Source organism: Proteus vulgaris (assembly GCF_023100685.1).
Classification (GTDB): Bacteria; Pseudomonadota; Gammaproteobacteria; order Enterobacterales; family Enterobacteriaceae; genus Proteus.
On sequence record NZ_CP090064.1, the window covers coordinates 3,611,348 to 3,635,946 of the forward strand.

Consider the following 24,599-nt stretch of genomic DNA (forward strand, 5'->3'; position numbering starts at 1 on the left):
TGAACAGTTATCGCCGACCGACACCAACCCAAATTACTTTGAAGTGTGGATACCGTCTTATGGAGCAAAACCCGCAGTCACAGCTGAAGCTACTTGTTACTAAAGGTAAGGAGCAAGGCTACCTGACCTATGCTGAGGTCAATGACCATCTGCCGGAAGATATCGTCGATTCAGATCAAATCGAAGACATCATCCAGATGATTAACGACATGGGCATTCAGGTTATGGAAGAAGCACCTGACGCCGATGATCTGATGCTGGCAGAAAATTCAAATGACACTGATGATGATGCGGCAGAAGCCGCGGCTCAGGTACTTTCTAGTGTAGAATCTGAGATTGGCCGTACAACCGATCCTGTGCGTATGTATATGCGCGAAATGGGTACGGTTGAATTGCTTACCCGGGAAGGTGAAATTGATATCGCAAAACGTATTGAAGATGGTATTAACCAAGTTCAATGCTCTGTTGCTGAATATCCAGAAGCAATTACTTATCTTCTTGAACAATACGATCGTGTTGAAGCTGGTGAAGCACGTCTTTCTGACTTAATTACTGCGTTTATTGACCCAAATGCCGAAGAAGTGGCAGAGAGTGAAGTGGTCAATTTAGGCAAAAGTGATGATGAAGTTGACGATGCTGAAGACGAAGATGAAGACGAAGATGAAGATGGCGATAATGACAGCGATAGCGATGATGATAACAGCATCGATCCTGAATTAGCTCGCCAAAAATTTACTGAGCTTCGTGAACAATACGAGAAAACTCGCCAGACTATCAAGGCCAAAGGTCGTAATCACAAAGATACAGAACTTGAGATCTTATTGTTATCTGAAATTTTCAAACAGTTCCGTTTAGTACCGAAACAGTTTGATTATCTGGTTAACAACATGCGTGAGATGATGGACAGAGTTCGTACTCAAGAACGTCACATCATGCGTCTTTGTGTTGATCAAGTTAAAATGCCTAAGAAAAACTTCATTACGCTGTTTACAGGTAACGAAACCAATGACACATGGTTCACTGCTGCTCGTGCAATGAATAAACCTTGGTCTGAAAAACTGGCAGGTATTGAAGAAGAAGTACAACGCAGCTTACAAAAACTGCAGCAAATTGAAGTTGAAACTGGTCTGACAATCGAACAGGTTAAAGATATTAACCGTCGTATGTCTATCGGTGAAGCAAAAGCTCGTCGTGCGAAAAAAGAGATGGTTGAAGCGAACTTACGTTTAGTTATCTCTATCGCAAAAAAATATACCAACCGTGGCTTACAGTTCCTTGACTTGATCCAAGAAGGGAATATCGGTCTGATGAAAGCGGTTGATAAATTTGAATACCGTCGTGGTTATAAATTCTCAACTTACGCAACATGGTGGATCCGCCAAGCAATTACTCGTTCAATCGCTGATCAGGCACGTACAATTCGTATCCCTGTTCACATGATTGAAACGATTAATAAGCTAAACCGTATCTCTCGCCAAATGTTGCAAGAGATGGGACGTGAGCCTTCACCAGAAGAGCTTGCAGAACGCATGCTGATGCCTGAAGATAAAATCCGTAAGGTACTGAAAATCGCTAAAGAACCAATCTCCATGGAAACCCCAATCGGTGACGATGAAGATTCACATTTAGGTGATTTTATCGAGGATACTACTCTCGAATTACCACTGGATTCTGCAACATCAGAAAGCTTACGTTCAGCAACTCACGAAGTGTTAGCTGGTTTAACATTACGTGAAGCTAAAGTCCTGCGTATGCGTTTTGGTATTGATATGAATACAGACCATACCTTAGAAGAAGTGGGTAAACAGTTTGATGTTACCCGTGAACGTATTCGTCAGATTGAAGCGAAGGCACTGCGTAAATTACGCCACCCAAGCCGTTCTGAAGTATTACGTAGCTTCCTTGACGAGTAATTAGCTTACACTCATTTATGCTATAACAAACGCCTGTGATATTCACAGGCGTTTTTTTATCGGTTAATCACGATCCTATCTCTCGTTTAATGGTTATTGTTCAGAGCCTCTCAACAACCATTCTCTACAATGTACATTTATAAAAAATAGCCTCTTTATTTATAATATTACGCATCTGCCTATGCTTATCTCTCAATTCTTACACTAGGTTATTGATATCACAGTTATTCTCTATTTTATCTTTTTATTGTTTATATTGAGCATAAATTGCGCATACAGTCATTCAAAGGCTAGACCTAGTGCCAAATGGCACGTATAATCTCACTCCATTAGGCCCCTTAGCTCAGTTGGTTAGAGCAGGCGACTCATAATCGCTTGGTCACTGGTTCAAGTCCAGTAGGGGCCACCACATTTTAGCTGTTAAATCAGCGCATTAAGCCACTTCTTAGCAAGTGGCTTTTTTGTTTTTACAAATCGTTGCCCTATTTTTGCCCCATCAGATATCTTTAACTAGGTTCATTTTTTATCGGCTCTCTTTTTCTACACCTCAAGTTTTACATTTTCATTAATAGAATATTAATAACTCGTTGCTCCTCAGAAAAAACAACATATTATATTTCTATTTATTTTCACCAGATAAAGTTTTCCAAAACACATTCACATTGTAAATATTATCTTACCATTACAATATGATAAAAATTTTTAAAAATAACTTACCCATGTATATTTAAATCGCTTCCATTACTTTGGTGCATATATTAGATCAACTATGCATATATTATTATATTAACAATAGTTATATTTAATATTTATAAACTTATCTTTCTGATTCATACATGCAGATATGAATCAGATTTTTACCCCTTTATTTTTCAAGAGAATTAATTAGCTTATTACTTCTTTTATTGAGATAATATTCCAACAAATTCAAACCTCGTTTTATATTATTACTATTATGGTTATACGTCCTAATCAACACTGGTTTTTTCGGTTATTTGATTGGCATGGCTCTGTGCTTGCAAAAATAATATTTCGCTTATGCCTTAATGTTATCATGTCAATTATCGCTATTTTAATTTATCAATGGTATGAACAATTAGGTATACACTTAACTGTTGCTCCCTTTAGTTTGTTGGGTATCGCCATTGCGATATTTCTTGGTTTCAGAAACAATGCAAGCTATAGCCGGTTGGTTGAAGCAAGAACCTTATGGGGTAATATGTTAATTACCCATCGTAATATATTAAGAAACATAAAGGCTTTATTACCTGAAGATAAACAATTCAACCGAGACTTTTCTAATCTATTAATTGCTTTTAGTTGGAGTTTAAAACACGAGTTAAGAAAAACTAATCCAATGGTTGATCTCTACCGTTTATTACCTCGGCCTTTATTTGATGAAATAATGAATAGTCCTTATCCTACCAATCGTATCTTATTACATATTGGTTTAAAAATAGGCGAATTGAGAGATAATAAAATGATAAGTGATGTTATCTTTCAATCAATTAATAAAGATATTAATAACTTATCTGACGTTTTAGGCGGTTGTGAGCGTATCTCAAATACCCCGGTTCCCTTTGCTTATACCTTGATATTACAGCGTACTGTTTATCTATTCTGTGCATTATTGCCTTTTGCTTTAGTAGCCGATCTCCACTACATGACACCATTTGTATCCGTGTTTATCTCTTATACCTTTTTGTCTTGGGATTCATTAGCTGAGGAATTAGAAGATCCTTTTGGTATATCTGCAAATGACTTACCCCTAAATGCTATTTGTAATACGATTGAAAGAAACTTATTAGAAATACAAGATATTAGCCCATTACCGATAACTGTAAGACCAGATAAACATTATAATTTATTGTAATCGAAAATAATAAAAATATAAAAAACAGTGCAAAAAATTACACTGTTTTTTATTGTTAATGACCATCTAAAATCTAATGTGTTCTCATTCCGGCACTGTACATTAATAATTTAAATAAAGAAGCGATAATAGCTAAGCTTAATACACTTAAACTCCAAATAATTATCATCCATCCTATTTGTTGGTACCAATATGTTTTTTTTTGAACGGGTTTTATCGTTAAAAAATGACTAATGATAGCTTTCATTTGGGTTTACCTTTCCACGAAAAACATAATAGCTCCAACTGGTATACATAAGAATAACAGGAATAATAATCACAGCACCAACCAACATAAATTTCTGACTTAAAACGGGTGATGCCGCATCCCAAATAGAAATTGTTGGTGGAATAATATAAGGGAAAATACTCACACCCAATCCAGCAAAACCGATAAAGACCAATAAAAGTGATAATAAAAATGGCAAATAATGCCCATAGTTATAAGCACTACGCACTATGCCCCATGTACACGCTAATACGAATAAAGGTGCTGGTAATAAAAAGAATAAATTAGGTAAGCTAAACCAGCGCTGTGCAATATCTTCATGTACTAGAGGTGTCCATAGACTGACTATTGCAATCGCAACCAATAATGTAATCGCTAAATAAACAGTAATAGAACACATTTTACGATGCAGTTGATGCTCTGTTTTCATTATTAGCCATGAACTTCCTAAAAGTGCATAAGTAATTAGCAAGGCAAAACCACAAAAGAGAGGAAATGGCGCTAACCAATCTAGTGCAGAGCCACTAAAGCTACGCCCAATTACTTCAAAACCGTTAATTACTGCACCAACCGTAATACCTTGGCAGAAAGTTGCTAAAAAGGAGCCACCAATAAAAGCTGAATCCCAAAACAGACGATGTTTAGGTAACGCATTAACACGAAACTCAAAAGCCACACCACGAAATATAAGACCGATTAACATTAATGTTAATGGAATAGTCAGTGCCTCAATAATCACAGCATAAGCCAAAGGAAATGCGCCATATAACGCAGCACCACCTAAAACAAGCCATGTTTCATTGCCATCCCATACTGGTGCCACACTATTTATCATCGTGTCTCTTTGTATTTTATCTTTCGTAAACGGCAAAATAATACCAATACCCAGATCAAATCCATCCGCGATAATATACATCAGCGTAGAAAATATGATGATGGCGAACCAAATAATCGAAAAATCAACATTCATTATTTTTCACCTTCGATTAATGGTACTGAATGCAATTCAACAGGGCCCTTTTTCATTAAATGCATCATATAAAAATAACCGATACCAAATACTGAACAATAAACCAAAATAAAAGCTAATAAGCTCAAACTCATTTGCAAATCCCCATGCGCTGAAACGGCATCTTTAGTCCGTTGCACGCCGTAAACCACCCAAGGCTGGCGACCAATTTCTGTCGTAAACCAACCGGCAAGGATAGCAATCAATCCCGTAGGCCCCATTAATAATGTAAATCGTAAAAAAAATGGAGAGTTATAGAGTTTTTTTTGCTTGCGTAAAATGACACTTAATAGGCCAAGGAAAATCATCAACATACCAAGGCCTGCCATTATTCTAAATGACCAAAATATAATGGTGGAATTAGGTCTATCTTCTGGTGCAAATGTATTAAGTGCAGGAATTTGTTTCTCAAGACTATGAGTAAGAATAAGGCTACCTAAATACGGGATCTCTATTGCATACTTTGTTTTTTCTTCATCCATATCTGGAAGACCAAATAAAATAAGTGGTGTCGCTTCTTGTGATGAATTATCCCAATGCCCTTCAATAGCCGCTATTTTTGCGGGTTGGTGTTCTAGTGTATTTAAACCATGTGCATCACCTACAAAAGCCTGTATTGGTGCAATAATCAACACTAACCATAATGCCATAGATAACATTTTGCGTACTGCAGCTGTATCTTTCCCTTTTAATAAAAGCCATGACGCACATGCAGCAATAAATAAAGCACTGGCTAAAAATGCCCCGATTGACATATGTAATAGGCGATAAGGAAATGAGGGATTAAAAATGATTTGTAACCAATCAACAGGCACAACAATACCATTTTCTATTTCATAACCTTGTGGTGTTTGCATCCAGCTGTTTGAAGATAAGATCCAAAACGTTGAAATAAGAGTTCCTAATGCCACCATACAAGTAGCAAAAAAATGAAGCTTCCGCCCAACTTTATTCCATCCGAATAGCATAATACCAAGAAACCCAGCTTCTAAAAAAAATGCAGTGAGCACTTCATAAGTCAACATTGGGCCTGTAATACTACCTGCAAATTGCGAGAAACCACTCCAGTTTGTACCAAATTGGTATGCCATGACTAACCCAGAAACCACACCCATTCCGAAATTCACTGCGAAAATTTTTATCCAAAATTGGTATAACGTAAAATAACTTGGCTCCTTAGTTTTTAACCATAAGCCTTCTAATAGCGCTAAAAAACTCGCAAGTCCTATCGTAATAGCAGGAAAAATAATATGAAAAGAGACCGTGAAAGCAAATTGTATTCTTGCTAAATGAAAAGCGTCTAACCCAAACATAATGCCCCTCTTCGTATAAATCTATTTATCATAAATTTATTCATTTCTATTTTCCTATTTATGTTTTTCTCAAATAAATCACTATTATCTTCTTATTATTAATCTCATTACTTTTATTGCTTTAATATTAACAACAAAGTATTTAATTCATATTTAAATTTATTATTAAGATTATCTCTCCCTATTGTAAGTGAATAAAAAAACAACACAGACAAATCGATACATAGCTTTATATATATCGATAAAAATACCTATTAGGTTGATTTTTTAACTAGTAATAAAAGTAAATGAAGTAAAATATTTTCATTCTTTATCGTGTTAATATTTTTAACCATCACGTAACAGCTAGTCAAATAAATTGATTTTATTGAGTGATAGATATGCTCTATCGCCACTCAATATATCCGTACAAAGGGCTATAGAGAGTATTTAAAGCGTTGACAACTAAGTCACATTGTTTTAACTTTTTAAATAACAAAAATTTTGTATGTTTATATTATCTTATTATCCTCCATTTACTAGATTTTAATTTTAACAAGTCTAAATATATTATTGCGCTCAAATAGCATTATATATTTAATTATATAAGCATATTGATTTTTATATTCACCTGCCCATTTATTTTCATAAATAAATATTATTATTTGTTTTTTAGGAATATCTATATGAGTAAAAATAAATCGCTTATTCCTGGAGTAAAACCCTATAACGGCCCAGCCGGAGGATGGGGAGCATTAAAAGCAACAGCTATTGCAGTACGTACTCAAATGGATGCTTTAATTGCACCTAAAACACTACTTAATACCAATCAACCTGATGGATTTGATTGCCCAGGTTGTGCATGGCCAGATAAAGAGCATCACTCTACTTTTCAATTTTGTGAGAATGGTGCCAAAGCCGTGACTTGGGAAGCGACGAAAAAAAGAGTCACACCAGAATTTTTAGCACAAAACACAGTGACTGAATTACTAAAAAAATCAGATTTTGAACTTGAAGGTTATGGCCGTTTAACTCACCCTCTTTCTTATGATCCAATAACTGACACTCTAGTTCCTGTATCATGGGAACAGGCTTTTGATCGTATAGGTCAATTATTAAGAGATATTCCTTCACCAGATAGTGTGGAATTTTACACTTCGGGAAGAGCTTCAAATGAAGCCGCTTATTTATTCCAGCTTTTTGCTAGAGAATATGGCACAAATAATTTTCCAGATTGTTCAAATATGTGCCATGAACCTACTAGCGTAGGGTTACCACAATCAATTGGTATTGGTAAAGGGACTGTTTCTTTAGATGATTTCGATAGTACACAATTAATTATTGCTATCGGTCATAATCCCGGAACCAATCACCCTAGAATGATGGGAACATTACATGAAGTGGCTCGTCGAGGTGTCCCCATTGTCGTCTTAAACCCATTAAAAGAACGTGCATTAGAGCGCTTTACCGATCCTCAAAGCATAATTGAGATGGCAACTTATAGCTCAACCAATATTGCATCATCTTACTATCAGGTTAAGGCGGGGGGTGATGCTGCGGCTTTAAAAGGCATTATGAAAACGCTATTAGCTTGGGATTTAGAGCGTGGCGATATTCTTGATCATGATTTTATCGCAGAACATACTCAAGGATTTGAAGCCGTTATTGACGATTTAAACCAAACAACTTGGCAAGATATTGAAAATGAAAGTGGGCTTTCACAAGATTCTCTTGAAAGTATCGCATCACTTTACGCGAATTCCCCTGCCACCATTATTACTTATGGTATGGGTATTACCCAGCATAATAAAGGAACCGCTAACGTTCGCTTAATTGCCGATTTATTATTAATGAAAGGTAATATTGGAAAACTGGGGGCTGGAATATGTCCATTACGAGGGCATTCTAATGTTCAAGGCAATCGAACCGTCGGTATTACTGAAAAACCCTCTACAGAATTTCTGCAAAAAATAGAACAAATCTTCGGTTTCAAACCACCTTATAAACATGGTCATGATGCTGTTAATGCCATGCAAGCTATGGTTGAAGGTAAAGCAAAAGCATTAATTTGCTTAGGGGGTAATTTTGCTGTGGCACTGCCTGATCCCGAACTGTCTTTTTCAGCAATGCGAAAACTGGACCTCAGTGTTCATATTGGAACTAAATTAAATCGCTCTCATTTATTAACTGCTAAAAATACGTTTATTTTGCCTTGCTTAGGCCGTACTGAATCAGATATACAAGCATTAGGCCGCCAATCAATCACCGTTGAAGACTCTATGTCGATGGTACATGCCTCTTCAGGTAAATTAACGCCAGCGTCTCCATTATTAAAATCAGAGCCATCTATTGTTGCCGAAATGGCGGCAACAACGTTATCTGAAAGCAAAACACCTTGGATGAGATTTACGGAAAGTTATGATCTCATTCGTGACATGATTGAAAAAACCATTCCGGGTTTCGAAAACTATAATCAACGTATTCGTGTACCAGGTGGATTTCGTATGCCACTGCCTGCGGTTGAAAGAATTTGGGATACACCAACGGGTAAAGCGATGTTTTCTGTTTTTGAGGGTGTTAACGAAAATGAACCAGTCGCTGGAGATGATATTTTACGTCTCGTCACAATACGTAGTCATGACCAATACAATACAACCATTTATGCATTAGACGACCGCTATCGTGGTATTTTCGGTAGGCGTGATGTGCTCTTTATGAGCGAGGTTGATTTAATCGCAAGAGGTTTAAAACAAGGCGACAAAGTGACTATTGAAACAGTAAGTCAAAATAGAAAGCTACAGCTTAATGATATTACTGTTGTTTCATTTAGTATTGCACCGGGTACTGTTGCTGCTTATTACCCAGAAGCTAATGTCCTTATTCCACTGGACTATGTTGATAAAGAAAGTGGAACACCTTCATATAAAGCGACACCTGTTAGAATTCACGCCCAAAAAGCACAAGTTGCCTAAGGTTTCATCCAACTAAAAAATAAAAAGCTGAGTCTATATTTAGTCTCAGCTTCTCTTTTTATCTACAAACTCATATCAACTAAATATGTACACATTTCAGTAAAGCATTTCTCAATCAGTATCGAACGAGGCTCTTCGCGCCGAATAATAATACCAAGAGGAGAATTTATTGTGGCATCAGCAATAGGAACAACATCAAGATTTGGGTTCAATTTTTCAATTCCTTTTGAAAGAGGAACAATTGAGGCACAAAATCCTGCATCGACTGATTGCATAAGATGAAGTGTAGAACTACTTTCAACTAATACTTTCGGATGCAAATTATAGCGCTGAAATGCCAGATCAACGGATTGTCTAAAATGATTTTCTTTATTAAGCAGTGCCAATGGCAATTTAACTGCTTCATTCCATGAAATCGTTTTTGCCGAAGGCATAAAATGATTACGATGAAATAAAAGCCCCAATTCTGTTTGCTTTAAAGCATAAATTTCATGTTGTTGAGTATTCGCTTTTTCTAAATAGCAAATACCAATATCAAGGCTATTATTATTAAGACAATCGACTATCTTTTCACTATCACTCGACATAACCTGAAAGCGAATTTCAGGAAAAACGGATGAGATTTTCTGCAACATTTTCATTGGGTTTAAATTAGTTAATGGCACAATGCCTATACGCAATTGTCCTAATAACTGTTGTCGAAAATTAGCCGCTTCTGCCTGTAATCCATTATAAGCAGACTCCATTGTTTTCGCCCACTTTAGGATTTTCTCGCCTTCTTCTGTAAATCCTTCAAAACGAGAACTCCGCTTAATAAGCACAACATCTAGCTCTTTTTCTAAATTACGTAATCGCATGGATAAAGTAGGTTGTGTGACATGGCACATTTCAGCAGCTTGGCCAAAATGTTGAGTTTTATCTAATGCGATTAAATAAAATAATTGTTTTATGTCGATATGCGATGACCTCATGATAAGCAGGTGAATAGAAAAAATAGCCGTTCTTATACTATAAGATAAACAGTACGCGCAGTTTTATTTACCTTCCAGCTTTTTATCTATAAGTAAAGATAGAAGATAAAAATGGGGAATCCTAACTAAATAAAAAAGCTCACTCTCATTTTACTCTCAGAGTGAGCTTGTTTTAAATACAATATTAACTGACTAACTTAACGGATTAATATTGTTCTTTAATTTTAAAGACTGACACTTTATCTGTTAAATTTTGTGCTTTCTCATCTAAAATCATCGTAGAAGTCGCACCTTGTTCAACTAAAGCCGCATTTTGCTGAACAACAGAATCCATTTGGTTAATGGCGACTGCGATCTGTTCAATACCTACTTTTTGTTCTTCTGATGCGATACTAATACCTTGCATGATATCGCTGACTTTAGTAATAGAAGAAACAATGTCCTGCATATGCTCACCCGTTTTATTCACTAACTCACGGCCATGAGCCACATCGGCAACGGATTCTCTGATAATTTGGTTAATTTCACGCGCAGCATCCGCACTTCTTGCGGCTAAATTTCTCACTTCAGTTGCAACAACAGTAAATCCACGGCCTTGTTCACCGGCACGCGCTGCTTCAACCGCTGCGTTTAATGCCAGAATATTAGTTTGGCTTGCAATGTTATTAACTACATCATTGATTTCAGCAACTTTTAATGTGCCTACTTCGATCTTTTTCATCGAATTAATTGCATCATTCATGATATTAGAACCATCAATTGCTAAATCACGAGTTTCTGCTGTAATAGAGTTTGCTAAAATCGCATTATCAGTATTATTAACAACGGCAATTTTTATCTCTTCCATACTCGCAGCTGTTTGTTGTAGGGCGCTTGCTTGCTCCTCAGTACGAGAAGAAAGATCTTGATTACCAGAAGCAATCTCTGCCGAGCCCTTTTTGATCTCTAACGCTTCTTCTTTAACAAGTTGAATAGTCGATGTTAACTCAACTTGCATATCACCAACATTAGAAAACAAAGTTCCAAATTCATCATTTCGTTTTTTAGGTAAAGTAAAACTTAAATCCCCTTCTCCCACTTTCTGCAAAATGTCTGATAGAGTATTCAAATTAAAGATAAACGTTTTATTTACCCAACGGATAACAATATAAAGAAGAACAAGAATGATCCCCAAAGCAATGAGGGTTGTGTAAATTGATAACTGCACCATCCAAGCTTGTTCCGATTTAATATCGTCATTCACACCTTTAGTTATTATGAGATATTCATCAAAGAGATCTGATAAGCGATTAAAATCACTGGAAAGGTTTGATTCTGTATAATCTAGTGTATCTATAGGCGCAATAAGTTCATCGAGAAGATAATAGAATAGTACAGAAAGTTGCTCTGAATTGCGTTGTGCATCAGGGCTGATCTTCTTTACTTCAACCCAATGTGTAATAGTCGCTTTTGATTTTGTTGCTAACTCTTTTGCTTCAGCAACAATGGATTTAATCGTTTCTTGTTTGTTTTCATCTGTCATGGTTTTTAACAACATCAGATAATTAACATGAGAACGAATAGTGGCTAATTCGTACCTTGCTTCCTGAACGTTATTTAATCTTGTATTCAAAGAATCTAATGATGCAAAGTTTTCTTGCATGCGATAAATAAAAAATGACGACAATACAGATGATAATAAGAAAATAGTTAACAGTATGATGGAACCTACTTTTGCTGATCTTTCAATACTCATGAAATAATCTTCCCCGATAATAAAATGATACAAATGCATTCATTTATCGGCACAAAATAGATTTTATTTACTTATTAATCAGAATTATCGATACAAACGATTAATACAGTTCTCAATCAATGATGGCAATTAGTTTTTTATTCTTAGATTCAAGTGTTAATCTTGATCATATACCGTTGTGAAATAATATTTCAGTGTTATTAATTGGTCGCTTTTTGAACGCATTTTTCATTTAAATAAAACACAGCAAACATTTTTCACACTCAATTAAATGATAAACATCATTTAACGATTAAAATATCTTAAGTATTTTTACAACTCAATCCATAAATTAGAGATAAATAGCTTCTAAAAAAATCACAGATAAGGTATAAACACTTAGGATATTATTAATAAAAAATTATCGCTTCTTTTAGAAAGAAAGGAGAAATAGAACCTACAAGCTATTTTAACTTTCATATAGAAGAATAAATCGAACCTTAGAGAAAGTGCCTAAAACATCATTGCAATTAATGCGTTCAAAAAGTTATTTTCTTAGCATCAAACAATCAACTCCTCTTTATATGAATATTCCTCTCAATAATTATTGAGTTAGATCAATTTTAATTTTCTGTCTTATTCACCAAAAAGAAGGATTTCATGGATTATTTATAAATACACATAATCCATTTTCATCATATACCCCAATTTTTGATTTTATTCAGAGAATTCTTACATTCTACTTTTCTCACAAATACTCACTTTACGCGTAAAACATACTTCCTTACATTACCTAACCTTTTCATACAATCCATCCTATAAAGACTAAAAGTGAAATATAACTTAATATATAACTTATCAAACCAGATTTTTCACCTAATAAAAACTCATAAAACGAGTATCGGAATTAGTTTGCGTTTGCATTAAATTTCTTAACATATTGATATGCCTATCACTTACTAAAACTTAAGTATAACCTTACAATAATTACTCTCTTGATAGGTATTACCTATTACATAGTGATATCGCATAGGGTAAACCATTTTTACGCACTTATTTATGTGTAATATAGTTACTCAAACCGAAATGGCTAATTTTAATATGTGATAACTTCTAAATATTAGACCTCATGTTATTGGAATTAATTTATGAACGATCTAGACACTAAAGTAGGCTTTTTTTTTAAAAAGGCGAGAAAAGAGAAGAAATTATCAGGTCGTGAACTGGCAAAAATAATCTCTGTTAGCCAACAACAAATATCTCGTTATGAAAATGGCAAAAATAGCATGTCACTTAGTTTAATAAATAAGTTACTCATTATTTTTGATAAAACATGGGATGATTTAAATCGTGAAGTAATAAGTACCTACAACGAAAAGGTGCCAAATACACAATCAAAAAAAAGAGACTATGAATTTAGTGGCACAACCGCTAGCCAACTAAATTAAAAATAAATATTTAAAAAAATCACTATAGCATCACTATAAGCAATTAACCATGAAAATAAGATATTTAATTATGTTTTATTTTCATGAGCTATTAGCTTTATGAAGTTAGGGGTGTTAACAACCGACGAAACTATTATTTCGTATTAATAGATAATTATTAGGAAAATAAAAAACACTTATTAAGTGTTTTTATTCGCCATGGATAGCTTTTATTTGTTTTTACACTAATAGCGAGTCAAATAATAAATTACTAAATATCATTTATATTTAGCGATTTATTAAAACGTAGTTATCTAATATAAAACGAAGGAATTTAGAATGAAAAAATCTATCATTGGTGCATCTTTAGCAATGGCATTTGGTCTGATGGCTGGTAATGCATTTGCTGTTGATAATACTGGTACGATTACTTTTAATGGTGAATTAACGGATACAACTTGTAAAGTTGATATCGAAGGCCAAGGCCCTGATGCAACGATTACTCTGCCCACAGTCAGTACTGCAACTTTAACAGCTGCTGGCCAAGTAACTGGTCGTACTGGTTTCAATATGAACCTGTCTGATTGTAAAGTCGGTCAAGCAGGTCATAAAACAGTATCTGCATTCTTTGAAACTGGTGCAACAGTTGACCAAGCCGCTGGTCGTCTGAACAATATGGATATCGCCGCAACTGGTGCAAAACTGGTTCAATTACAACTGTTAGATGGTAGCAATGCATTCGCACCAATCAAAATTGGTAATACTTCTCAAGTAGATGCAACTGCTTACGTTCAAATTACTGATGAAAAAGCCACTCTGCCATACGCTGTTGAATACTACGCTATTGGTAAAACCGAGGCTGGTAAAGTAACAAGTAGCGTTATTTATACTCTGCAGTATAAATAATCGAAATAAACAGGGGGGAGGCTTCTCCCTCCTGTTTGCTTTTTATTAATGGAATAAAGATAAATATGAAAACCACTAAATTAATTAAAAGCTTTTTTTTGAGTTTATTAATTATTATTCCAACATGGGTAAATGCTGCCGTTGTTATTAGTGGCACTCGTGTTATTTATAATGAAAATGAAAAAGAAGTAACGCTTAAAGTTTCTAATGAAGGAACTGTACCTGTATTAATTCAAAATTGGCTTGATACCGGAGATGTCGATGCAGCTCCAGAAACTATTCAAGTTCCTTTTGTATTAACGCCCCCCGTTTTTCGTATTGAACCAACTAAATCCCAGACATTAAGAATTGGTTATACCGGTGGCGTTGCTTTACCAAAAGATAAAGAAACTATTTATTGGCTAAACGTATTAGAAATACCACCTAATGCAACAGGTGAAGAAAATAAATTACAAATTGCTTACCGCTCTAGAATAAAACTATTTTATCGCCCAATAGCACTAAAAGACAAAATGGGAGCCATTGAAGCAGCTGAAGGCTTAAAGTTTTCAGTTTCAGGTAACACGTTAAAAGTCATCAATAATGCCCCCTATTATGTTTCTTTAGTTTCTATTTCTCTTAATGGAAATGATAAACAACCTATTGATGGTGAATTAGTTCCACCATTAGGTAGCCATGATTTTGCTATACCCAATGGCATATCAACAAATATAGGAAATAAAGTCGTTTATCGATATGTAAACGATTGGGGCGCAATGAAAATAGTTGAATCAAAACTTTAATTCTCCAGTGATTTCATAAAATATACGGGAATATTTAAATGAGCAGTTATATTTTAAAAACTATTATAATATCTGCTGGTGCGACTTTTTTTCTAATCGCACCCTATACCTATGCAGAAAATATAACAGTAACAGAGAAGAATAAATGGCTGCCGAATGGTAATCATGCATTATCGGGTGTAAATACATTACCCGCGCATGTTGCGACACAAAGTTTACCAGCAAGTGCTAATGGCAATAATTTGCCTACCACAAACGGTAATAATAATACCGCAACCACATTTAACCCTATTTTTATGAATACGTCACAAAGTGATATTGATATCAGCCGTTTTGACAAGGAAAACTCAATATTACCTGGTACGTGGGATGTTGATGTTTACGTTAATAATCATTTTATTGCTAAACAAAAAATCACTTTTAGAGAAATGGCTAGCCAAAAAGTGGAACCCTGTCTCACTAAAGACACGATGAGCCTTATCAATATCAAAAATGATAAACAGTCTCCATTGCTGAAAAGTGCAATGGAGCTTCATGAATGTATTGAATTAGTCAATCTCGTTCCTTCAACAGCCGTTACCTATGATCCTTCAATACAACGCCTTAATGTTGAAGTGCCGCAAGCACTTGTTGGCTATAAACCGAGAGGTTATGTAAGCCCTTCACTATGGGATAGAGGGATCAATGCCCTATTAGTGAATTATAATGCTAACTATTTTACATCTAGAAATAACGGCAAAAATTATGATTCCGCGTTTGCAGGTATTGATAGTCATGTGAATTTGGGAACATGGAGTTTTCATCATACTGGTAACTACTCATGGGACGAAAACAATGGCCATGATTACACATCAACCTATAACTATTTAGAGCGTATTATCACCACAATCAGAGGCGTAGTACAAATTGGTGATGTGCTAACAACAGGCCAGTTATTTGACTCTCAACCACTAAGAGGTATCCAACTCTTTAGTGATGAGAAAATGTTACCGGATTCTCAACGTGGGTTTGCACCAACCATTCGTGGTATTGCGAAAACCAATGCGCGAGTCATTATTCGCCAAGATGGACGTGTTATTCACGAAACGGTGGTTTCACCAGGCCCATTCGAAATTGATGACCTCTATCCTTCTGGTTATGGTGGTAACTTGGATGTCACCATTCAAGAAGCCGATGGTTCACAACAAAACTTCAAAGTTTATTATGCTTCACTAGTGCAATTATTACGCCCTGGGCAGCATAACTACACTGTTGCAGCAGGTCATTTAAATTCCAAATCTGTAGATTATGATCCTACTCTATATCAAGCCACCTACCGCCGTGGTTTAACCAATATTATTACAGGCTATGCAGGTGTTCAGGGTACAGGTGCAGATTACTACGCTGTTCAAGTTGGTTTGGCATTAAGTACACCTTTAGGTGCCTTTTCTGCCGACGTCACACAAGCCCGAGTGCATTTAAATACGACCGCTTCTGCTGTTAATAGCGGACAGAGTTATCAGGTGAGTTACAGTAAATATATTCAAGATACCAACAGTAACTTGACTATTGCGGCATATAAATTTAACTCCGAAAACTTCTACGACTATACCTCTGCAGTACAGGCAATAAATGAAGAAAAACATGGCAGAAGTATTAGTAATATCTGGCGTCCAAAGAGTCGTTTTAACGTTACCATCGATCAGGGGTTAGCTGAGGGATGGGGGAACTTTTATGTCACCGGTTATACCCAAAACTACTGGAATAATGATACCACCGACTTACAGTACCAATTGGGTTATAACAACAACTGGCGTAGATTGTCTTACGGTCTTAACGTAGGCCAAGTCCGTAATGCCGAAGGTAAAAAAGAAACCACCTTTGAGATGAACTTTACCTTACCATTGTATGATCTCAGTATTGACCATATGCCAACTCTAACCGCCGCTGTGACTCGTGATGGTCGAGGTTATGTGGGTGAAAGACTCGGTATTTCTGGCTCTGCGGGTGCGGATAACCGTTACTCTTATGGTGTAACCGCAATGAATACAAACCACGGCGTTGGCTCAAGTATGACGATGAGTGGTAATGCAAGAACAAACTTTAGCAGCTTAAGTGCAACCTACGGTATTGGTGAGCACTATCAAAATGCATCAGTTGGCGCGAGTGGTTCGTTAGTCGGTTGGTCAGGTGGTTTAGCTACATCGCCTTATCAAGGTAACACCTTCACTATTGTTGATGCTGATGGCGCAGAAGGGGCCGCGGTGAGTGGCTATCCAGGCATCGAAGTTAACAGCTTTGGTTATGCTTTAGTGCCTTACTTAACTCCGTATCAATTAAACGATATCACCATTGACCCTAAAAATATGACCACTAGCGTTGAATTACAAAATACTCAAGCCTTTGTCGCGCCATTTGAAGGTGCAATAACTAAAGTTGTCTTTGAAACTGATAAGGGTACGCCATTGTTGATTACTATCCAAAGAAATAATGGACCTATTCCATTTGGTAGTGTCGCTTACGATGAACAGAACAGTGAAGTGGGTAGCATTGGTCAGGGAGGACTTCTCTACGCCCGCGTTAAAAATCCATCAGGTCGTTTAACGATTAAGTGGGGACCAGGTGAAATACAGCAATGTACGATTAACTATAGTGCACCAGCACAAGATAAAAGTAACCAAAGTAGTTTTGTTCAACTTACTAGTGTATGTGGAGAGTAAAGTATGAAGCCGATTATTAAAAATTCATTAGCCTTAATGCTTCTACTTTTACCCGTGACTGAAGTAATGGCGGCTGCCCCTGGTGAAGTCAAATGTATTCTAAAAGGCGCTCCATATAATAAGTTTATGACAATAAATGGCGCTATTCATGTTGGTGTTGATATGCCAATAGGTGCTGTCGTATACCAAGGTCAGCTTGATTACGCTAGCACAAAAATTAATTATGAATGTGGTGCTGATTTCTCTAAAGATCCTGATAGGACAGTTTATTTTAAAGAAAGACAAGAGATAAAACTATTAAGTACAACAGGCACCCCAGTAACAGGTGCTGGGATCCCAACCAATGTATTTAAAACGAATAATCCTGGTCTCGGTATTGTATTTTATGCAGCTAAAGATAAAAATAATACACTGCCACTTAATGTGCCCAAATTATCTTGGGAAGGTCAGCGTTACCTCAACAAAAATATGACAGGGCTTGGTTATTGGGCAAAACCCGTTTTACATTACTCGATAATTAAAATAGGACCAATCCAACCTGGCGTTTTTAATTTAACCAATATTGCGCGAATGCAACTTGATGTAAATTTTCCTGATAAAAATGAAGTCATTTCACCAGAGTTTCCTGCTATTAACTCATATTTAGAAGTTACAGGATCTATCACTGTCACATCTTCAAGTTGCAAAACTCAAGATTACACAGTGGAATTAGGTAAGCATGAAACATCTAAGTTACCCAATAAAAACAGTACAACAAAATGGATAAACTCAGATATTATATTAACCAATTGCCCTGCTTTTAGAGGTTATTATTCAGGAGGCAAGGGAAATGTATATACCAGTGAAAACGGCCAGACTTTCCCAGATCGCGATCCTAACGAACTAAGAGTAACAATAAAGCCTGTTAATCCAGCTATTCCTGAATATCCGGGTACTTTTAAAGTAAATGATGTCCCTGGTGCAGCAACAGGTGTCGGGATCCAACTTGCATTTGGTGATGTCGGCGAAGATTTTGTTAAATTTAACACCCCAACTACCTTCGTACAACCTATTACTGAAAAAGCGGGTGTCGTAAGTGTTCCATTACGTGCACGATATATTCGTGTTGATGACAGAATATCTGCAGGTAGAGCGGATGGGGCTGCAACCTTTATGATTGAATATTATTAACCCCTTATTCTGTTTACCAGAATAAAATAAAAACTCACTCTGATACGTTAATTCAGAGTGAGTTTTTTATCGTTATAATGCTTGTTCTTCTATTTGAAAAACGGCCACATTATCCATCAACATCTGCGCTTTTTCGTCTAACATCATCGTTGAAGATGCGCCTTGATCCACTAAAGAAGCATTTTGCTGTACAACAGTATCCATCTGATTAATTGCCACCGCAATTTGTTCAATACCAACACGTTGCTCTTCTGAAGCAAGACTTATCCCTTGCATAATATTGTTTACTTTTGCAATTGAAGTGACAATTTCTTGCATATGTTCCCCTGTTTTATTAACCAGAGCAGTTCCTTCAGCCACATCTTCTATAGATGCTTTTAATATCTGACTTATTTCCTTGGCTGCATCTGCACTTTTAGAGGCTAAATTTCGCACCTCTGCAGCAACAACAGTAAAACCACGTCCTTGTTCTCCTGCTCTTGCAGCCTCTACTGCAGCATTTAACGCTAAAATATTTGTTTGGCTCGCAAGGCTATTAATAACTTCATTAATTTCACCAACCTTTAATGCACCTTGTTCTATTTTCTTCATTGATAACATCGCATCTTTCATCACATTAGCGCCATCGATGACGATATCATTGGATTGATTAATAATAACATTGGCTTCTTGGGTATTTTCGGTGTTATTGGCGACAGCCGTTTTAATCTCTTCCATGCTAGCCGCAGTTTGTTGCAAGGCGCTGGCTTGCTCTTCAGTACGAGAAGAAAGCTCCTGATTACCCGATGCAATTTCAGAAGCACCTCGTTTTATCTCTAAAGTCTCTCTCTTTACAGTAAGAATGGTAGAAGTTAAGGCTTTTTGCATATGGCCAACATGTGAGAATAGTTCACCAAATTCATCTTTTCTCATTTTAGGTAAAGTGAAAACTAACTCACCTTGACCAACTTTATTTAAAATATCAGATAATGTATGAAGATTAGAAATAAATGTTTTATTTACCCAAAGAATAACAAAATATAAAACAATTACTAAAATTAACAATGAAATAATGGTTGAATAAATAGAAAAATTAACCATGGTTTCTTGGTTATTTATAAGAGAAGCACTATTCTTCGCTTTTATGGTGATATAATCATCAAATAAAATATTTAATCTATCAAAATCATTAGCAAATTCTTCATCATTTACATTTATTGAACCTGAAGTATTTGATGCGATAATTAATCTATCAACTAAATTATAAAATAATTTTGCAATGGCATCGGCACTTTTTTGTGCTTCAACAGTTACTTTTTTCTCTTTTGTCCACACTTCCATGGCACGTTTAGCGCTGTCAGCCAATTTTTTGTTTTTTTCAATAATCTCAGCATCTTTTGCGTTTGTTAATGCAGTATCCTGCATTAAGAAATTCACATTAGAACGCATCGTTGCTAATTCATAGCGTGCCATTAATACATCTGTGTAACGTGTTAACAACGTTTCCACTTGGGTAAAATTATTTTTCATTTTATAAATAAAAAATGAAGATAATGCCGAAGATAAAATAAAAACCAATAATAATACAGACGAACCTATCTTAGCAGATCGTTTAATGCTCATAATAAAAATACCTATACACATATATCGATAAGATTTATTTCCTTATCGACATAGTTGTTCTTTTATTTAAAAACAATAGGTATTTATAAGTTAATGATTTTTATTTCTAAAATATTAATCTATCAATAAACAATATCTATATTTTAAATAATTTTCAATTTATTCTTATTTTATAAAATAATTCAACTAATATTATTAATAATAAAAAATCTATTTTTTATCAAAAAAATAAGTATTTCTATTTTATGATAAATATTATTTTTTATTCATCACATAAATAATCTTTATTTATTTACATTTAAAGTATAAAAATTGCTTTATTTTCAATGAGTAACAGACACACTATCTCATTCTGAGAACAATGATATAATATGTGCAATGACTTTAAAACTCTGATGATTTACGGAGCTTACTTTTTTATGCAACCCCAGTTTGAAAACTCAAAAAACACCGTAAAAACGTTATCAGTGTTTGATTTTGATGGCACGTTAACTTACCACGATAGTTTTATTCCTTTTTTAAAGTTTGCTTTCGGTAAACGTAAATTTTCACGCCGTTTAATTAAGATGGTATTACCAACATTACGTTGTTTTAGACGCAAATTAACCCGTGATGAATTAAAAGAAGTGCTTATCAAAACTTTTTTAACAAACACCGATGAACAATGGTTAAAAGAAAAAGCAGAAGCATTTTGTCAGCTTTATTGGGCTAAATTAATGCGCCCTACTGGCTTATTAGCAGTAGCAGAAGAAGTGAAAAGTAATGCCCAAGTTACTATTTGCTCTGCGTCACCAGCAATGGTTCTACAGCCTTTTGCAGATAGGTTGGGGATTAAACTGATAGGCACGACACTTGAAGTAGTTGATGGAAAATTGACAGGTAAAATTATTGGGAATAACTGTCGCTGTGGTGAGAAAATTAAACGTTTAGAAGATGTCTACGGAGATCTAACGCAATATCATATGAAAGCATGGGGAGATTCTCGTGGAGATCATGAATTGCTACTAGCCTCTCAAACACCTCATTGGCGTCACTTTCATACTGGTCGTCGTAAAGCTAAAAACTCACCCATTAAAGTGGCCGTAAAAAAAGAGTCTTAGTTGCTAACTGTTTTCCTATCAACACAGAAAAAATAGCCCCCGCTAATACGAGGGCTAAATAAAGTCTTAGATATTTACGCCGTGTTGTGATGCTAACGCACCTAAACCACCCGCAAAACCTTGACCAACGGCTTTGAATTTCCACTCTGCGCCATGGCGATATAACTCACCAAAGATCATTGCGGTTTCTGTAGACGCATCTTCAGAAAGATCAAAACGTGCAATTTCAGTATTATTGTCGTTGTTATAAACGCGCATAAAACTGTTACTGACCATACCAAAGTTTTGTTTACGATTTTCAGCATCATAAATAGTGACTGCAAATACCAGTTTTTTCACTTCAGCAGGGACTTTTGATAAAGTGATTTTGACTTGCTCATCATCACCGTCGCCTTCCCCAGTACGGTTATCTCCTTGGTGTTCAACGCTTCCGCACTGACTCACTTTGTTATTAAAGAAGATAAAACTTGCGTCTGAAAGTACTTTTCCATCTTCACCTACCATGAATACTGACGCATCTAAATCGAACTCTGCGCCATCAGTCACGCGGGCATCCCATCCTAGACCAACCATAGCAACCGACATTGTTGGTGCTTCTTTAGTCAGAGAAACATTACCACCTTTAACGAGGGAAACTGCCATATCAAAGCTCCTACTTTATTGAATAATCTGGCAATCACATATTATGACTGCCAGCGGTTAGTATCTTACTAATCGACTATCAAGAGGCATTAATGCCGTACTGAGCACAAACCGATCCTAAACCCCCCGCATAACCTTGACCTACAGCGCGGAATTTCCACTCTGCGTTATGGCGATATAACTCGCCAAATAACATTGCCGTTTCAGTTGATGCATCTTCAGTTAAGTCATAACGAGCAACTTCAATTTGGTTGTCATCATTAACTAAACGAATAAATGCACCTGATACTTGGCCAAAGCTTTGACGGCGTGCTTGTGCATCATGGATAGTGACAACGAAAATAACCTTATCAACATCATTCGGGATCATGTCTAATTTAATTTTCAGTGCTTCATCATCACCATCGCCTTCACCCGTACGGTTATCGCCGGTATGAACAACTGAGCCATCAGCAGATCTTAAATTGTTATAAAAAATGAAATCGGCATCGCTACGCACTTTTCCATTTGCAGCTAACAGAAATACAGATGCATCTAAGTCAAAATCTTGACCATCTGTAGAACGGGCATCCCAACCTAGTCCGACAAGGACGTTTTTCATCGTTGGGGCTGCTTTGCTCAGAGAGACATTACCACCTTTAGAAAGAGAAACGCTCATTTTACAACCTCTTTAGTTTTGTTTTTAATATTCTTATTTTTCAAGAATATGTATTAGTTTGTCTTACCTTGATCATCTTTTTTTTCTGGGAATACAAAACTTGCAATAATCCCCAGAGCAAGAACACCAAGCACTACAAATAGGCTAGTTGTCGCGGAAATGCTGTATCCATGTTGCCAGATATGATCTGTTGCATTTAAACCTAATTTTGCAGCAATAAAGAACAACAGCACAATAACCGCTTTTTCGAGGTAAACGAGATACTGTTTTAACGCTTCTAACACGAAGTAAAGCGTACGTAAGCCTAAGATTGCGAACATCATTGCACTATAAACAATTAGGGGTTCACGGCTTACTGCGATAATAGCGGGAACCGAGTCGAAAGCAAACATCACATCAGAAAGCTCAACGACTGCCACACACAGCATAAGCGGTGTTGCATATAGAGCAGCTTTTGTACCACGACCGATAGTGACATCTTTGTTTTCAGGTTTCGCTAATTCAACATCAACTTCTTTTTGTGTTAACAAAAAAGCGTGTCCAGTGATTTTTGGCCATATAGGGAAAAATCGTTTTACTAAGCGATAAGCAAGATGTTGTGAATAGTCTTCAATCTCTTCACTATCACCACCACTTTTCAGCATCATAACTGCCGTCCAAGCAACGATTAAGGCAAATACTATCTCAACATATGGTCCTAAACTTAACAGTCCTGTACCGATGGCAACAAAGATCCCACGGAAAACGATAGCACCAATGATACCCCAATAAAGAACGCGGTGACGGAAGCGGTCAGGCACTGCAAACCACGAGAAAATCGCCATCATGACAAACAAGTTATCAATGGAAAGCACTTTCTCTAATGCATAACCTGTTACGAATAAACTCGCAACTTCTGCACCATGATGAATATAAAGGAATCCTGCGAATGCCATAGCAATAGCAACCCAGAATATAGACCAAAATATGGCATTCTTTAACGTTATCGGCTTATCAGCACGATGCATGAATAAGTCGATAAAAATAGCGCCAACCGCAAGTACTACAAAGACAATGACAGTTTCTGTCGGAAAACCAATATGTGTGGATACCATAATAATTCCTGAACGGTTCCCTATAAATTAATTACAAATCAAATTCTGCGGGTTGAAAGCCTAATGCAACAGCAATAGTTCGCACCGCTTCTTTTTCATCATTGTCAAAATCACCATCACTTTTCGCAACAGCGATACCAACACGAATAGCTAATTGCGCAGCTTCTGGCTGATCTTTCATTGCCAGAATATACTTCATGGTTTCGCCTTTACCGACTTCAGTATCAAACTCGAAACTTGTAATTAGCTTATTAAAGAATTCAATCACCTCAGAGGTATCAAAGACTTTAAGTTCATCCGATGCTTTTAAAAAACCCAGCATCTTCTGTTTTTCTTCAGAACTCACACCGTCGCTGGCGATAGCGATACGCGCACAGACAGCTACCGTTCCTTGCATAAATTTTTTGTTTTTAAAGCGGCCAACTTGCTTTGCTAACTCAGAACGTCCCGTATTAAAACCTTCTTTTAATTTGTTAAAAAAACTCATGTTACTTTTCCTTATATCAA

Annotated in this window: 19 protein-coding genes and 1 tRNA gene; 10 read left to right on the forward strand and 10 right to left on the reverse strand. The window is 36.1% G+C overall.

The window, feature by feature from the left end:
* Positions 1-59 precede the first annotated feature (59 nt).
* From rpoD to LW139_RS17285, 3 genes are all read left to right on the forward strand, one after another.
* Positions 60-1,913: an RNA polymerase sigma factor RpoD gene (rpoD, locus tag LW139_RS17275; RefSeq protein ID WP_166539625.1), complete on the forward strand. Its 1,854-nt coding sequence runs from the start codon at positions 60-62 to the stop codon at positions 1,911-1,913.
* A 332-nt stretch (positions 1,914-2,245) separates the two neighbouring features.
* A tRNA-Ile gene (locus LW139_RS17280) sits at positions 2,246-2,322 on the forward strand.
* A 546-nt stretch (positions 2,323-2,868) separates the two neighbouring features.
* Positions 2,869-3,786 carry a bestrophin family protein gene (locus LW139_RS17285; protein WP_247850299.1) on the forward strand — a complete coding sequence of 306 codons (918 nt, stop codon included), beginning with the start codon at positions 2,869-2,871 and terminating at the stop codon, positions 3,784-3,786.
* Positions 3,787-3,859: 73 nt separating this feature from the next.
* Here the strand turns inward: LW139_RS17285 and LW139_RS17290 are convergent, their stop codons facing one another.
* Genes LW139_RS17290 through LW139_RS17300 form a run of 3 tightly spaced genes read right to left on the reverse strand, consistent with a single transcriptional unit; the run spans position 3,860 to position 6,376 of the window.
* Positions 3,860-4,033, reverse strand: a complete 174-nt coding sequence (locus LW139_RS17290) for a DUF2474 domain-containing protein (protein WP_109409130.1) — start codon at positions 4,031-4,033, stop codon at positions 3,860-3,862.
* Positions 4,017-5,024 carry a cytochrome d ubiquinol oxidase subunit II gene (gene cydB / locus LW139_RS17295; protein WP_227336038.1) on the reverse strand — a complete coding sequence of 336 codons (1,008 nt, stop codon included), beginning with the start codon at positions 5,022-5,024 and terminating at the stop codon, positions 4,017-4,019. The genes LW139_RS17290 and cydB overlap by 17 nt, the downstream gene beginning before the upstream one ends.
* The gene (locus LW139_RS17300) at positions 5,024-6,376 is read right to left on the reverse strand and encodes a cytochrome ubiquinol oxidase subunit I (protein WP_227336039.1); all 1,353 of its coding nucleotides are present in this window, start codon (positions 6,374-6,376) and stop codon (positions 5,024-5,026) included. Before LW139_RS17300 ends, cydB begins: the two co-directional genes overlap by 1 nt.
* 665 nt (positions 6,377-7,041) lie before the next feature.
* Between LW139_RS17300 and LW139_RS17305 the strand changes: the two genes are divergently transcribed.
* Positions 7,042-9,327, forward strand: coding sequence for an FdhF/YdeP family oxidoreductase (locus LW139_RS17305; protein ID WP_227336040.1), 2,286 nt, complete (start codon positions 7,042-7,044; stop codon positions 9,325-9,327).
* A gap of 62 nt (positions 9,328-9,389) precedes the next feature.
* Here LW139_RS17305 and LW139_RS17310 read toward each other — a convergent pair whose 3' ends face one another.
* Positions 9,390-10,298, reverse strand: coding sequence for a LysR family transcriptional regulator (locus tag LW139_RS17310; protein WP_109409134.1), 909 nt, complete (start codon positions 10,296-10,298; stop codon positions 9,390-9,392).
* A 205-nt stretch (positions 10,299-10,503) separates the two neighbouring features.
* Positions 10,504-12,033 (reverse strand): methyl-accepting chemotaxis protein, encoded by a 1,530-nt coding sequence (locus LW139_RS17315; RefSeq protein WP_166539596.1) that lies wholly within the window; start codon positions 12,031-12,033, stop codon positions 10,504-10,506.
* A 1,127-nt stretch (positions 12,034-13,160) separates the two neighbouring features.
* On the opposite strand from LW139_RS17315, the gene LW139_RS17320 reads away from it, so the two are divergent.
* From LW139_RS17320 to LW139_RS17340, 5 genes are all read left to right on the forward strand, one after another.
* On the forward strand, positions 13,161-13,460 hold the full coding sequence (locus tag LW139_RS17320; RefSeq protein WP_109409136.1) for a helix-turn-helix domain-containing protein: 300 nt from the start codon (positions 13,161-13,163) through the stop codon (positions 13,458-13,460).
* A gap of 318 nt (positions 13,461-13,778) precedes the next feature.
* Positions 13,779-14,345 (forward strand): fimbrial protein, encoded by a 567-nt coding sequence (locus LW139_RS17325; protein ID WP_247850300.1) that lies wholly within the window; start codon positions 13,779-13,781, stop codon positions 14,343-14,345.
* Positions 14,346-14,410: 65 nt separating this feature from the next.
* Positions 14,411-15,127 carry a fimbrial biogenesis chaperone gene (locus LW139_RS17330; protein WP_109409138.1) on the forward strand — a complete coding sequence of 239 codons (717 nt, stop codon included), beginning with the start codon at positions 14,411-14,413 and terminating at the stop codon, positions 15,125-15,127.
* 38 nt (positions 15,128-15,165) lie between these two features.
* Entirely contained in the window at positions 15,166-17,826 is a 2,661-nt protein-coding gene (locus LW139_RS17335) for a fimbria/pilus outer membrane usher protein (protein WP_166539598.1), read from the forward strand.
* A 3-nt stretch (positions 17,827-17,829) separates the two neighbouring features.
* A complete protein-coding gene (locus LW139_RS17340) occupies positions 17,830-18,996 on the forward strand; it encodes a fimbrial protein (protein ID WP_166539599.1) in 1,167 nt (388 codons plus the stop codon).
* A 72-nt stretch (positions 18,997-19,068) separates the two neighbouring features.
* On the opposite strand, the gene LW139_RS17345 is transcribed toward LW139_RS17340, so the two are convergent.
* A complete protein-coding gene (locus LW139_RS17345) occupies positions 19,069-20,598 on the reverse strand; it encodes a methyl-accepting chemotaxis protein (RefSeq protein WP_247850301.1) in 1,530 nt (509 codons plus the stop codon).
* A gap of 419 nt (positions 20,599-21,017) precedes the next feature.
* Here LW139_RS17345 and LW139_RS17350 point away from each other — a divergent pair, with 419 nt between their 5' ends.
* Positions 21,018-21,698 (forward strand): HAD family hydrolase, encoded by a 681-nt coding sequence (locus LW139_RS17350; protein ID WP_247850302.1) that lies wholly within the window; start codon positions 21,018-21,020, stop codon positions 21,696-21,698.
* 66 nt (positions 21,699-21,764) lie between these two features.
* On the opposite strand, the gene LW139_RS17355 is transcribed toward LW139_RS17350, so the two are convergent.
* The 4 genes from LW139_RS17355 to LW139_RS17370 all read right to left on the reverse strand — a co-directional run bounded on the left by LW139_RS17355 (position 21,765) and on the right by LW139_RS17370 (position 24,579).
* A complete protein-coding gene (locus LW139_RS17355) occupies positions 21,765-22,340 on the reverse strand; it encodes a TerD family protein (protein WP_109409143.1) in 576 nt (191 codons plus the stop codon).
* A 79-nt stretch (positions 22,341-22,419) separates the two neighbouring features.
* A complete protein-coding gene (locus LW139_RS17360; RefSeq protein ID WP_072070083.1) occupies positions 22,420-22,998 on the reverse strand; it encodes a TerD family protein in 579 nt (192 codons plus the stop codon).
* Positions 22,999-23,051: 53 nt separating this feature from the next.
* Complete coding sequence (locus tag LW139_RS17365; protein WP_166539601.1) at positions 23,052-24,092, reverse strand: TerC/Alx family metal homeostasis membrane protein; 1,041 nt, start codon at positions 24,090-24,092, stop codon at positions 23,052-23,054.
* Between the two features lie 31 nt (positions 24,093-24,123).
* A complete protein-coding gene (locus tag LW139_RS17370) occupies positions 24,124-24,579 on the reverse strand; it encodes a tellurite resistance TerB family protein (protein WP_109409145.1) in 456 nt (151 codons plus the stop codon).
* Positions 24,580-24,599 lie beyond the last annotated feature (20 nt).